This window comes from Enterobacter sp. HSTU-ASh6 (genome assembly GCF_026319105.1).
Taxonomy (GTDB): Bacteria; Pseudomonadota; Gammaproteobacteria; order Enterobacterales; family Enterobacteriaceae; genus Enterobacter; species Enterobacter sichuanensis.
The window spans coordinates 177,260-190,243 of sequence record NZ_WSPD01000010.1; the positions used below are offsets into that span (position 1 = coordinate 177,260).

At 56.3% G+C, this 12,984-nt stretch carries 9 protein-coding genes; 5 read left to right on the forward strand and 4 right to left on the reverse strand.

What is annotated here, in order from left to right:
* Positions 1-18: 18 nt before the first annotated feature.
* Positions 19-1,224, forward strand: coding sequence for an MFS transporter (locus GM298_RS14525; RefSeq protein WP_045286520.1), 1,206 nt, complete (start codon positions 19-21; stop codon positions 1,222-1,224).
* A gap of 19 nt (positions 1,225-1,243) precedes the next feature.
* Here GM298_RS14525 and GM298_RS14530 read toward each other — a convergent pair whose 3' ends face one another.
* Positions 1,244-2,233 carry a 2-hydroxyacid dehydrogenase gene (locus GM298_RS14530; protein WP_126801162.1) on the reverse strand — a complete coding sequence of 330 codons (990 nt, stop codon included), beginning with the start codon at positions 2,231-2,233 and terminating at the stop codon, positions 1,244-1,246.
* A gap of 1,074 nt (positions 2,234-3,307) precedes the next feature.
* On the opposite strand from GM298_RS14530, the gene GM298_RS14535 reads away from it, so the two are divergent.
* Genes GM298_RS14535 through GM298_RS14545 form a run of 3 tightly spaced genes read left to right on the forward strand, consistent with a single transcriptional unit; the run spans position 3,308 to position 6,460 of the window.
* On the forward strand, positions 3,308-5,947 hold the full coding sequence (locus GM298_RS14535) for a YdbH family protein (RefSeq protein WP_266154343.1): 2,640 nt from the start codon (positions 3,308-3,310) through the stop codon (positions 5,945-5,947).
* Complete coding sequence (locus GM298_RS14540; protein ID WP_025757982.1) at positions 5,944-6,135, forward strand: YnbE family lipoprotein; 192 nt, start codon at positions 5,944-5,946, stop codon at positions 6,133-6,135. Before GM298_RS14535 ends, GM298_RS14540 begins: the two co-directional genes overlap by 4 nt.
* A 7-nt stretch (positions 6,136-6,142) precedes the next feature.
* Positions 6,143-6,460, forward strand: coding sequence for a YdbL family protein (locus GM298_RS14545; RefSeq protein WP_059385317.1), 318 nt, complete (start codon positions 6,143-6,145; stop codon positions 6,458-6,460).
* Here the strand turns inward: GM298_RS14545 and feaR are convergent, their stop codons facing one another.
* Complete coding sequence (feaR, locus tag GM298_RS14550; RefSeq protein ID WP_045286523.1) at positions 6,461-7,369, reverse strand: transcriptional regulator FeaR; 909 nt, start codon at positions 7,367-7,369, stop codon at positions 6,461-6,463.
* Positions 7,370-7,610: 241 nt separating this feature from the next.
* Between feaR and GM298_RS14555 the strand changes: the two genes are divergently transcribed.
* A complete protein-coding gene (locus GM298_RS14555) occupies positions 7,611-9,110 on the forward strand; it encodes an aldehyde dehydrogenase family protein (RefSeq protein WP_266154345.1) in 1,500 nt (499 codons plus the stop codon).
* A 98-nt stretch (positions 9,111-9,208) separates the two neighbouring features.
* Here the strand turns inward: GM298_RS14555 and GM298_RS14560 are convergent, their stop codons facing one another.
* Together GM298_RS14560 and tynA are read right to left on the reverse strand one after the other, a co-directional pair.
* Positions 9,209-10,315, reverse strand: a complete 1,107-nt coding sequence (locus tag GM298_RS14560) for a GGDEF domain-containing protein (RefSeq protein ID WP_126801160.1) — start codon at positions 10,313-10,315, stop codon at positions 9,209-9,211.
* A 120-nt stretch (positions 10,316-10,435) separates the two neighbouring features.
* Positions 10,436-12,709 (reverse strand): primary-amine oxidase, encoded by a 2,274-nt coding sequence (gene tynA / locus GM298_RS14565; RefSeq protein WP_266154346.1) that lies wholly within the window; start codon positions 12,707-12,709, stop codon positions 10,436-10,438.
* Positions 12,710-12,984 lie beyond the last annotated feature (275 nt).

Genomic DNA, 12,984 nt, shown 5'->3' on the forward strand with positions numbered 1-12,984 from the left:
CAGACAAAGGCAGGAAGTATGTCTCTTCGTTCGCTGCGGGCATTATGCCTGACCAGTTTTTTTATTGCGGATGTTCGCGATGGCCTCGGGCCATTTCTCGGTATTTTTCTGACCGAGCGTCACTGGTCCCCGGACAATATCGGCATACTGATGACGGCCGGTGGGCTGGCAGGATTACTGGCCACGCTACCGGCAGGATTTATTACTGACACTTCCAGGAACAAACGTGCCGTGCTGGCGCTGCTCTGCCTGTTGATCACCCTGAGCACGCTTCTGCTCTGGTTTAGCCAACAGAGCAGCGTGGTCGCCGTTTCGCAAATTATCACCGGTATTTGTGCGGCATTTGTCGGGCCGTTGATCACCGGCATTACGCTGGGGCTGACCGGCCAGAACGGCTTCAGCGCTCAGATGGGCAGAAATGAAGCGTTCAATCACGGCGGCAACTTTGTCACCGCACTGATGGCAGGCGGCATTGCCTGGTACTGGGGCGTCGGCGGGATTTTCCTGCTGATGACCTGTACAACGCTGCTCACGCTCTGTGCGCTGCTGGCCATTCGCAACGGCGATATCGACAACAATGCCGCGCGGGGGCTGGCATCTTCAGCGAGCGTGCCGGTTCCCGGCTTTGCGGTGCTGATGAAAAACCGGGCGCTGTTTGTGACCGGACTGACGCTTCTGCTGTTCCACCTGGCGAATGCCGCGCTGCTGCCGATGCTGAGCATGCGGGTTGCAGCGGCACCCGCCTCGATCAACCCCGGTTTGTATGCGGCGGGTACCGTCATCATCTCACAGGCCGTGATGATCCCCGTCGCCATCTGGGTCGCACGCCGGATAGAACACTACGGCTACTGGCGGTTAATTATGCTGGCGCTGTTGGTGATGCCGGTACGCGCGGCGCTGGCGGCAAGTACGGACGCACCGTTCATGATGATCCCGGTACAAATTCTCGACGGTCTGGCCGCCGGCATTTTGGGGGTCGTGGTACCGTCGTTTATCGTGGTGCTGCTGCGCGGAAGCGGGCACGTCAATGCCGGGCAGAGTGTCGTGATGTTGATGCAGGGTGTGGGGGCATCCATGAGTCCGGCATTAACCGGTACGATCGCCGGGCATTACTCGTTTGCGACGGCATTCAGTGTATTAAGCGCGATTGCGCTGGTGGGCGTACTGCTGTGGTGGCGTTTTGCCCACCGTAGCTGGGAAACGAACGTGCCGGGTGAAGTGTAGACGCCACCCGGCGTGAGATTTAAGCCAGTTCGTTAGGGCAGGTTTCACCTTTTTCCAGCTGCTGCAAATTACCGAGCGTCGTTTCCGAGATGCTGATCAGCGCTTCGGCGGTCAGAAACGCCTGGTGTCCGGTAAACAGCACGTTATGGCAGGCGGAGAGGCGACGGAAGACGTCGTCCTGGATCACGTCATTCGACTTGTCTTCAAAGAACAGATCGCGTTCGTTCTCATAAACGTCCATCCCCAGTGCGCCAATTTTCTGGGTTTTCAGCGCTTCGATAGCGGCCTGAGAGTCAATCAGCCCGCCGCGGCTGGTGTTGATGATCATTACGCCGTCTTTCATCTGGTCGAATGCCGCCTGGTTAAGCAGGTGGTAGTTTTCCGGCGTCAGCGGGCAGTGCAGGGAGATGACGTCAGACTGCGAGAACAGGGTTGGCAGGTCAACGTACTCCACGCCCAGATCCAGCGCGGCCGCGCTTGGGTACGGATCAAACGCCAGCAGACGCATGCCAAAGCCTTTCAGAATGCGCAGGGCGGCGACGCCAATTTTACCGGTCCCGATCACGCCAGCGGTTTTGCCGTACATGGTAAAGCCGGTCAGGCCTTCCAGCGAGAAGTTGGCGTCACGGGTACGCTGATAAGCGCGGTGAATACGACGGTTGAGGGACATCATCATGCCAATCGCATGTTCCGCCACCGCTTCCGGGGAGTACGCCGGCACGCGAACCACCTTCAGACCCAGCTCTTTGGCGGCATCGAGATCCACATTATTAAAGCCCGCACAGCGCAGGGCGATGTATTTCACCCCCTGTTTTTTCAACTCCTCCAGCACCGGACGACTGCCGTCATCGTTGACAAAAATGCAGACACCTTCACACCCGTGCGCCGTTTTGGCGGTTTTTTCGGACAGCAGAAAGTCGAAAAATTCAAGCTCAAACCCGTAAGCCTCGTTAACATGTTGCAGATACTTTTTGTCGTACTGCTTTGTGCTATATACCGCGAGTTTCATAAGACTTTCTCCAGTGATTTTGCATTCACGTTAGCATGATTAAAATTATCTTACAATTTCTAAAATATTATTTAATTCAATAAGTTCTGTTAATCATTCTAGAGCATATATGCACCCTAACTCCATGATATTCATGTCCAACGATTTCTTTTGCGATAGTTGTACCAGAGTCATGTCTGTTAGTGTTAATGCAAGGAGACGTAAGCGGTATACCATTCCCTGAAACGTGAGTACGCTGAGTTGTGGGAATGATGTAGCTGTTTGAAAGTAATAACATAAAAGTTAGTATTATCAGTATCGATTAAACATGACAGGGAGTCCGAATGTACAACCATAATCGGGATAAAAGTCATTTCGAAGCCAAAGTTGTTGAGATTGAAAAGCTCCCAGAGAAAAATCCTGGAGTTTGTTTCGCAACATCAAATCTGACTACATCAGAGGATGGCAAGAAGCTTCTAAAACAGCGTTGGCTCTGGATTTGACTAGTGGAAGCGTCACTGGTTGGCAGATGTACCAGATAGCAAAAGAGAATTAATTATGTCGCAACAGTTCGAGTTGTCTTTAACCCCGCCCATTCTACCTGCTTTGTGCTATTTCATTGTATCTATTGTAATTTTCTTCTTATTGCATCTCGGGAAACTGAAGGTTAACAGGCTCCGCAAATATCCGTTGTTCATTGCTTATATGCTGTTTGTGATAGCTATTGCAGCCATTCAAATTAACGTTTTTGCCAACGGCTATGCATTTGTGAGTGGATTTTTGCATATTGATTTTGATCCCTGGCGTTACGACTCGGTGTATTGGGGATCATTGATATTCGCAATGCTTTACCTGTTTGCAATACCCCGGAACAGGTATTAGTTTTGCAGCTCAGTCCAATTATTACTTCTGTAATTCTGCGTAACCCACTGAATCTAAAGTCTGATCTTCAGGTTACGCATAGCAAAATTTCCGCATAATATTTTTAGCATCTATCCTTATTCTTGGCGTTAACTTCAACTCAACCGCCAAACATGCGACAATGATCGGCACTGCCGGCTTAATTCTTTCGCTAAATCAGGATATTAACTGCCCATGAAGGGTAAATACAAAGCCGCACTTGCGCTTTTACTGCTGTTCATATTGTTGCCGCTGACGCTGCTGATGACGCTCGCCCAGTGGGTACCGACGCTCGCCGGGATCTGGCTGCCCGTCGGGACGCGTATCGCGTTCGAAGAGAGCCCGAAGCTCACTCGTCATGCGCTGGTGATCCCCGACCTCCGCTATCTGGTGGAAGATTGCGAGATAGCCCGCATCGATAACGTGACGCTGTCACATCCCAGCCGCTGGAAGCTGGATATCGGCACGCTCGATCTCAACGCCGTCTGTCTGAGCAAGATTCCCCAGTCCGCGCCGTCAACGGTTGCCCCGAAAACGCTGGCCCAGTGGCAGGCGGTATTACCGAATACCTGGCTTACCGTTCACCGTCTGACGCTTTCACCCTGGCAGCAGTGGCAGGGGGAACTTAACGCATCGCTGACCCCGGCAAGACAGGAGATCGCCTATAAAGGCGAGCAGGTCAGCATTAAGGGGACACTTCGCGGGCAGACGCTCTCCGTTACCCAGTTCGATGTGCAGCTTCCTGACCAGCCGCAGCCCGTTAAGCTGGTGGGCGAGTTCACGCTGCCACTGGTGCCGGATGGCGTGCCGGTGAAGGGCCACGCGGTGGCGACCTTTAACGTGCCACAGCTAACGTCCCTGGTCGATGCCGATCTGGACTGGGAAGACAATCAGGGGCAACTGGTGGTGATGGCACGGGACAATCCCGAACCGCTCCTTGACCTGCCGTGGCAGATCACCGCGGAGCAGCTGAACATCAGCGACGGACGCTGGAACTGGGCGCTCTCCGGCATGCCGCTGAGCGGACGCGTTTCGCTTCGTGCCGACAACTGGCAGCAGGGGCTGGAGAAGGCCACCCTGACCGGTCGACTGAATGTGCTGACCCACGGCGACGCCGGGAAAGGCAACGCGGTACTGAATATTGGGCCCGGCAGGCTCAGCATGGAAAACAGCGACATGCCGCTGCACCTGAGCGGTGAGGCGAAACAGAACGATCTTATTCTTTACGCCCGGCTGCCGGCAAAACTGACCGGCAGCCTGTATGAACCGCAGCTCGCCTTTGAGCCTGGCGCGCTGCTCCGCTCGCGCGGGCGCATCATTGACTCGCTCGATATCGATGAAATCCGCTGGCCGCTGGCGGGCGTGAAGCTCATGCAAAAGGGCGTGGACGGCCGTTTACAGGCTATTCTGCGCGCCCATGAAAACGAAATGGGGGATTTTGAGCTCCACCTCGACGGTCAGGCAAACGACTTTTTACCTGACAATGGCCTGTGGCAGTGGCGCTACTGGGGGAAAGGCGGCTTTACGCCGATGCATGCCCGCTGGGATGTCGCCGGGAAAGGCGAGTGGCGCGACAACCTTATCGAACTGACGGCGCTCTCCACCGGTTTTGACAAGCTTCAGTACGGCACGATGGAGGTCAGCAAGCCACGCATGGTGCTGGACCAACCGGTGCGCTGGTTCCGTGACCCCGAAAAACCGACCTTCAGCGGCGCGTTGTCGCTCAATGCCGGACAGACCCGTTTCTCCGGCGGCAGCGTGTTGCCGCCGTCGGTTCTGACCTTCAGCGTCGACGGTACCGATCCGACGATTTTCCAGTTCAAAGGCGATCTTCGTGCGGACAACATCGGTCCGGTACAGGTCAACGGCCGCTGGGACGGGGAGCGTCTTCGCGGGCAGGCCTGGTGGCCAAAACAGTCGCTCACCGTCTTCCAGCCGCTGATCCCGCCAGACTGGAAAATGACCCTGCGCGACGGGGAGCTCTATGCCCAGGTTGCCTTCTCGGCGGCGGCCGATCAGGGTTTTGAGGCCGGCGGGCACGGCGTACTGAAGTCCGGCAGCGCCTGGATGCCGGATAACCAGATTAACGGCGTCGATTTTGTACTGCCATTCCGCTTCAGCGAAGGGACCTGGTCGTTGGGAACCCGCGGACCGGTGACGTTGCGCATTGCCGAAGTGGAAAATCTGGTAACCGCGCGCAACATCACCGCGGATTTGCAGGGGGACTATCCCTGGACCGAGGACAATCCGCTGCTGCTCACCAACGTGAAGGTGGAAACCCTCGGCGGGAAGATCACTATGCAGCAGTTGCGGATGCCGCAGCACGATCCGGCCCTGCTGCGTGTGGACAATATCTCCTCCAGCGAGCTGATTAGTGCCGTCAATCCGAAACAGTTTGCCATGTCTGGCCCGGTCAGCGGAGCGCTGCCGTTCTGGCTGGACAATGAAAAGTGGATCATTAAAGATGGCTGGCTGACCAACCCGGGACCCATGACGCTGCGCATCGACAAAGATACGGCAGACGCCATCGTTAAAGATAATATGGTGGCGGGTGCCGCGATTAACTGGCTCCGCTATATGGAAATTTCACGTTCGTGGACGAGAATCAATTTAGATAACCTGGGTGAATTAACCATGCAGGCGACCATCAAGGGGACCAGCCGCGTGGAGGGCAAAAGCAGCTCCGTCAATCTGAACTATACCCATGACGAGAATGTCTTTACCCTCTGGCGCAGCCTGCGTTTTGGCGACAACCTGCAAACCTGGTTTGAGCAACATACGGCGATACCTGCGCCCCGCAGTTCGACTGGCAAGGAAAGTGAGGAACAACAATGAAAACGAGGGCTGGTGTGCTCACCGTTGCCGCTGCCGCGCTACTGACTGGCTGTACGCCGCGTATTGAAGTCGCCGCGCCAAAAGAGCCGATTACCATCAATATGAACGTCAAAATCGAACATGAGATCCATATAAAAGTCGATAAAGACGTTGAAAATCTGCTGAAATCGCGCAGCGATCTGTTCTGAGGATGCTATGAAACGATTAGCTCTGATTTTACTGGCATTAGGGATGAACGTGCAGGCGGCGGCGCTGACCCTGAACGACGCCCGGGCGCAGGGCCGGGTGGGGGAAACCCTCAGCGGCTATCTGGCCCCGATTCAACAGGACGCGGAAACTTTGGCACTGGTCAGCCGCATCAACGCGGCGCGCACGGAAAACTACCAGAAACTGGCGGACAGCAACAATCTGCCGGTGGATGAAGTGGCGAAAATGGCAGGTCAAAAGCTGGTTGCCCGCGCGCAGCCGGGCGAGTACGTGAAGGGCATTAACGGAAAGTGGCTCAGAAAGTAACTAACGGTAGCGCCTGCGGTATTCACCCGGTGAGACGCCAAAACGCTGCTTAAAGGCCGTTGAAAAATGGCTATGGTCGGTGAACCCCCAGCTGTAGCCAATTCCCGCCAGCTTTTCATCATCTCCGGCGGAGCGTAGCACCTGCGCGCAGAGATCCAGACGACGGTTTTTAATGTACTGCGCCACCACCAGCCCTTTCTCGGCAAACATTCGGTAGAGGCTGCGCACGGACATTCCGCTTTCGGCGGCAATCCATTCCGGACGCAGAGAGTCAGACTGAATGTTGTCGTCGATCAGCGCCACCACCTGCCGGAACTGGCGTTCCTTACGCGGCTGAATCAACTCGCGCTGCTGGAATGCGGGGCGCAGCAGGCATACCATCGCTTCAAGCGCCGCTTCACTTTCCCGGTCGCTCAGGTCGGCATTACACATACTCTCCATCAACAGACGATGGCTTAACTGTACCGTCGGCAACGAACGGGAGAGCGTCAGCGCGCAGCTGATCTCCTGAAACCGGCACTGCTGCTCAATGATCTGACGGGGCACCAGCAGCGAAATCTGGCGGGATTTTTCCTGCCAGTGAATTGAGCACGGGCGCGATGCGTCAATCAGCGTAATATCCCCGGTTCTCAGCACAGAGCGGCGATCGTCCTGCTCGATTTGCGCGCTGCCTTCAAGCTGAAACACGGTATAGAACCAGGCATCGTTACTGTCTTTAATCTCCTGGCGGGAGCGGAACAGGGTAACGCCGCCAGCGGTCACGGTACTGAGCTTCAGGCTGCGCGCATAGCTGGTCTCCAGTTCACCGAAGAATTTTCCCTCCAGAGGACGCGCGTTGAAACGCCCGCAAACCTGGTTAATTTGCGCCAGCCACTGCTGATACTGTTCCTGCTCGCTTGCACACGCCATCGTTTTTCTCACTGCACCGTCAACGTTTACGCATTGTTGCATTTGTGTTGCATTTTGTCAGAGCTCTGAGGCTGACTATAGGAAAGAACACTCACCGGGGACAGCGCTATAAGACGGAATTATCACGATTTGCGGAGCCTGTCACAGGTGGCAAAGCGAATGTCACAGAGACAAAAGCGGGAATGCGAAACCCCTCTTAGACTGGATAAACACCCTGCGAATAATAACGAAGGAGTATCCTATGTCTGAATCACAGGTGGCTATTCAGCCTGCCGTGCAGCAATTTTTAGACCGACATCATGGCCTGTGGATTGAAGGGCGTCAGGCCGCGTCGGACAGTGAAAAACGGCTCAATGTCTATAACCCGGCCACGGGCGAGGTGATAGCCTCGACTGCCGATGCCAGCGTCGATGACGTTGACCGCGCCGTGATGTCCGGCTGGCGCGCCTTTGTCGCCCGCAGCTGGGCCGGAAAATTACCGGCGGAGCGCGAGCGGATCCTGCTCCATTTCGCCGATCTGGTGGAACAGCACAGCGAGGAGCTGGCCCAGCTTGAAACGCTGGAGCAGGGCAAGTCCATCAACATTTCCCGCGCCTTTGAAGTCGGCTGTACCCTCAACTGGATGCGCTATACCGCCGGGCTGACCACTAAAATTGCGGGGAAAACCCTCGACCTCTCCATTCCGCTGCCGCAGGGCGCACGCTACCAGGCGTGGACGCGCAAAGAGCCGGTTGGCGTGGTGGCCGGGATTGTCCCGTGGAACTTCCCACTGATGATCGGGATGTGGAAGGTGATGCCTGCTCTGGCGGCGGGTTGCTCTATCGTCATTAAACCGTCGGAAACCACGCCGCTGACCATGCTGCGCGTGGCGGAACTGGCCAGCGAAGCGGGGATCCCGGACGGGGTATTCAATGTGGTAACCGGCAGCGGCGCGGTGTGTGGCGCAGCGCTGACCGCGCATCCGCATATTGCCAAGGTCAGTTTCACTGGCTCAACGGCGACCGGCAAGCAGATTGCCCGCACGGCGGCGGACACGCTAACCGGGGTGACGCTGGAACTGGGGGGCAAAAACCCGGCCATTGTGCTGAAGGATGCCGACCCGGCCTGGGTGATCGAAGGCCTGATGACCGGCAGCTTCCTGAACCAGGGGCAGGTCTGCGCGGCAAGTTCCCGTATCTACATTGAGGCGCCGCTCTTCGACACGCTGGTCAGCGGTTTTGAGCAGGCGGTGAAATCCCTGAGCGTTGGGCCGGGCATGTCGCCGGAGGCGTTTATCAACCCGCTGGTGTCGCGCGCGCATTGCGACAAGGTGCAAACCTTCCTTGATGAAGTGAAAACTCGCCAGGCGGAGCTGATCGTCGGCAACCGAGGCCCGGAAGGCAAAGGCTATTACGTTTCGCCTACGCTGGTGGTAAACCCGGACGCCGGGCTGCGCTTGACCCGCGAAGAGGTGTTCGGCCCGGTGGTCAACCTGGTGCGCGTCTCCGACGGGGAAGAGGCGCTCCAGCTGGCAAACGACACCGAATATGGCCTGACGGCCAGCGTCTGGACGCAGAATATCAGCAAGGCGCTGGAGTATACCGACAGGCTGCAGGCGGGCACCGTTTGGGTAAACAGCCACACGCTGATTGACGCCAACCTGCCGTTCGGCGGGATGAAGCAGTCCGGCACTGGACGCGACTTTGGCCCGGACTGGCTGGACGGCTGGTGTGAAACCAAATCGGTGTGCGTGCGCTACTAGTAAAAGCAAAAGGCAACCGGGAGGTTGCCTTTTTAGTGTTTGTTCCCTCTCCCGTGGGAGAGGGTCAGGGTGAGGGCATCAGGCCGCACCGGGCTTTATCACCGTGACCACCGATCCCGCCCGGCCTCTTTCGCCCGGTACAGTGCCGCGTCGGCGCGGGCGATGATTTCGGTGCCGGCTAGCCCCTCCGCCATACTCGTAATCCCCATGCTCACCGTGACATGGTCGCTGACCGCTGAGGCACCGTGCGGGATGGCCTCTGCGCGCAGGCCGTCCTGAATACGCAGGGCAACCTTTTCCGCGATGGCTTCAGGGCAATTAAACAGAATCACCAGAAACTCTTCGCCACCGTAGCGTGACACCACATCTTCCGGGGTGCGCACCGACTGCTTCAGCACCCGCGCTACGCGCGTCAGACATTCGTCACCCGCCTGGTGCCCGTAGGTATCGTTGTAGCGCTTGAAATAGTCGATATCCAGCATGATCACCGAGAAGGTTTTTTTCTGCTCAACGGCGTTTTCCAGCACCACTTCCATTTTCCGGCGGTTGGCGGTTTTGGTTAACGGATCCTGATGCGCCAGTGCGTCCAGCCGGGAAATCAGCAGCTGATTTTGCTGGTTGCGTCGCCAGGCTTCGTCAAACCAGCTCAACAGGATGAAACGCCCGCAGATCAGGATCAGTGTAAACACGCTCCAGATGATGACGAAGTGAAGGTTGAGACCGTCATTGAGCCTCCAGCTAGCAATCAGCAGGGTGATCCAGAGCGGAAGTTCAAAGGCGAGCAACCCCTCGGGGTAAAAGTAGAGCGCCGTCAAACCGGCGAGTAATAGAATGACGCACAGCGGCCAGACATGGGGCAGCAGCAGCTGGGTCACAAACCAGAAACAGGCGACTGACCAGATGGCGCTACAGAAAAACAGCACCACGCTGATACCGGCGATACGTCGCCATGCCATCAGGACCAGTGCCGCAGAGAGGATAATAATGCCGAGCATTGAGGCATCGACCATTTTTGTCAGATGCGGAGAGGTCGGATAAAGGGGATCGCCGGGCTTAAGCAGGACGTGTCGCAGCAGGATCATTACCGCGAAACTGACGTTGACGAAGGCCAGCCACGGCAGGTTTTTCGCCAGGCCATGCATGACCATGGCATGGCGTGTCGGCCAGGTCGCCCGTTCGAGGGGCGGTTTTTTTCTTTTTTCCATAAAATCCTTTCCCGTCCGGGGGATAAATCATGCGGCTGAGATATCAGTAACTATAAGCAAGCCTGGACGATCCTCAAATGTTGCGGCAAAAAAAAGCCGGGCAATTGCCCGGCGGGGGAGTTATTTATTGTCTTTTTTCTTGCCGAGCGTTGGCGTCTCGTCGAAGAAGTTCCACGGTTTAAGCAGGGTATGAACCCATTCCGTCGGCATGATCGGCCACTCCTCTGCGCGCGCCACGTGGGTGGTGCCGGTGGTCATCCAGACCACGTCATCCTGGTCGTTGAGCGACTCGTTATCTTTGCTGTACTGTCCCAGGCCCGTGTCGTGGATCGAGCGGTTAGGGAATTTTCCTTCCGGGTAGAGCTCATCCGGGTGGTAGCGGGTCACCCACAGCTGTTTATCCATAAAGCTCAGGCGATGGTAAATCCACTCGTCCGGGGCAAACTTCGCGCCGGTCGCCACCGGGTGCGTACCGCCCGCGTAAGGGATGATCTGATACGAGACCGGGTTGCCCATGCGGTTCTCTTTGCGGGTGTTGCTCAGCAGGCGAATGGTGCCTGGATCGAATTTCTGCGCCGCCTGCTGCTCGGTATCAATATCATACTGATTGATCTGCATGGTGCTGGTGCGCGGGCCGCCGGCGGTATTCGGTTTCACTTCCGGATCCATGGCCACCAGCTTGTTGTTGATGCCATCCACATCCATATCCAGGCGGAAGTTATAGATGTGCTGGTGCGTGGTGCCCACGATGTTGTGATCGATCAGCGTGCCGTAACGGGTGTCGTCTTTGGCGGTGGCATCGTGCATGGTTTTCGCCTGCACGCCTTTCACTGCTTCGATTCCTGTCGCGCCTGCGTCAATGCCGATGGTGCCATTTTCATGGAACACCCAGTCGAAGATGTAATCGTAGTTGCCAACGGTGCTCACCCAGCGCACCACCAGCTCGCGGCGCTCGGTGCTGACGTTAGGCTGGCCCATCTCCTGATGCTTATATTCCGGCCCGGCGTAGCGTTCGAAAATGGCGATCGCGCGTGGGATCTCCATCGGCGCGCCGGTGTAATCCGGGATGGTTTCATTGAGCATCACAGCGTTGGATGGGACGTCTTTCCCGCGCACCAGCGGAGAGGTCAGGGTGCCCATACCGTAGTCGCCGGAGTCGAGATAGGCTTTAAAGTACCAGCCCACGTCCGGGTCGCCATACGGGACGATCATCCCGCCCAGAGAGCCCTGATACATAATCTGGCGCTTTTTGCCGTTGTCGTTATAGGTGACGGTCGAAATCATCGGGCCGACGCGGGAGTCGAGGCTCAGGTGGAAATCCCAGTTCTGCCAGTGAACCCTGTCGCCGGTAATGGTGTAGTTTTTGCCTTCCGGTTCAGTAATGTCGAGCGGCTTTTTCGGCGTCTCTACCCGGTCGCGGCCATCATAGGGGCGCGGGGTCATGGGCACCGGGATTACGGCGCCTTCTTCTATTTTCTGGATTTTTTTCTGCTCAAGATCCACCACGGCCACCAGGTTCTCAATCGGGTGCGCCCAGTAGTTGCCGTCGCCGACATCGAGATAGCTCACCACTTTCAGCAGGCGATCTTCCTGCTTCAGACCGTCTTTACCGTCGAAATAGCCCACGGTAAGCGGCGTGGTGATCACTTTTTTGGTGTCGGTAATGCCGTGTTTTTTCAGCACCTCAGCAAACTCGGTGCTCTCGTTGATGATCTGCTGCACCGCGGTGAAATCATCCAGCAGCACCATACCGTGCGCGTCTTTCACCGGTTCCCAGCGCAGGATTTTTTTATCCTTCAGATCCACCACGCTTTCGATAACGTGCTTTCCATCCAGCATCACGATCTTCGCCTGGCGGGGGGCATCCACTGGCGTGCCGTTAAGCACAAAGTCCCACACTTTGGCTTTCTCTGGCTCAGCGAGGGCAATCTGGGTAAAGCGGGTATTGGGTTTAAAATCCGCTGAGGTTTTCGCAATTTCAACGGCCTGCTTAATTTCGTCCGCCGTTAGGGCGTTTAACGGGTGAGGGCTTTTTTCAACCTGGAAGGTCTGGTCAAGACCGGACTGGAAAACATCGTTGATGAAGCTGTCTGAAATAAAGGCTTTCTTTCCTTTCATCACCACCGGCACCTCAAGCTTGAGGGTTTTGCCGTTGACGATGGCGGTTTTGGCACCCGGTTTGACCTTCACAAAGGCACCGTCTTTCGCAATGGTAAACATCTGTGCGTAATCATCCCACTGAACGTCCGCGCCGAAGTCCTGTAGCGTTTTGTCCATCGGGACCATATGCGCCTCACTGCCGTGGGCGAAAACAGGGGATTGCCAGGCGCAACACAGCGCAACGGCCATGGCCAGTGCCGTTCTACGGGCAGAAAAAGAAGAATTGCTTCCCATCGTAGACCTCATCTTGTTGTGTTTATTGTGTTGTGACAGCCTTATCCTGACAGGCCCATGAGAAAAGCGTTTGCCTGCATCTGCCAGATTATTTGTCAGCTTTGCCAGGTTAAAAAAAGAGCGGGGATACATCACATGCCGGACCATTTCCTCTCCCCACAAATGATGTCAGCACAGGCAACCCCCTCTCCCTTGAGGGTGTACAGTCCGGGGACATGGTAGACAGGTGTTCGGGGACATGGTGAACACTTTTTAACATCCTTTACCCATGGTGA

Excerpts from the sequence above, each read along its gene's own strand:
- GM298_RS14525 (WP_045286520.1), top strand. The coding sequence starts at position 19 with ATGTCTCTTCGTTCGCTGCGGGCATTATGCCTGACCAGTTTTTTTATT.
- GM298_RS14530 (WP_126801162.1), bottom strand. The coding sequence starts at position 2,233 with ATGAAACTCGCGGTATATAGCACAAAGCAGTACGACAAAAAGTATCTG.
- GM298_RS14535 (WP_266154343.1), top strand. The coding sequence starts at position 3,308 with ATGAAGGGTAAATACAAAGCCGCACTTGCGCTTTTACTGCTGTTCATA.
- GM298_RS14540 (WP_025757982.1), top strand. The coding sequence starts at position 5,944 with ATGAAAACGAGGGCTGGTGTGCTCACCGTTGCCGCTGCCGCGCTACTG.
- GM298_RS14545 (WP_059385317.1), top strand. The coding sequence starts at position 6,143 with ATGAAACGATTAGCTCTGATTTTACTGGCATTAGGGATGAACGTGCAG.
- feaR (WP_045286523.1), bottom strand. The coding sequence starts at position 7,369 with ATGGCGTGTGCAAGCGAGCAGGAACAGTATCAGCAGTGGCTGGCGCAA.
- GM298_RS14555 (WP_266154345.1), top strand. The coding sequence starts at position 7,611 with ATGTCTGAATCACAGGTGGCTATTCAGCCTGCCGTGCAGCAATTTTTA.
- GM298_RS14560 (WP_126801160.1), bottom strand. The coding sequence starts at position 10,315 with ATGGAAAAAAGAAAAAAACCGCCCCTCGAACGGGCGACCTGGCCGACA.
- tynA (WP_266154346.1), bottom strand. The coding sequence starts at position 12,709 with ATGGGAAGCAATTCTTCTTTTTCTGCCCGTAGAACGGCACTGGCCATG.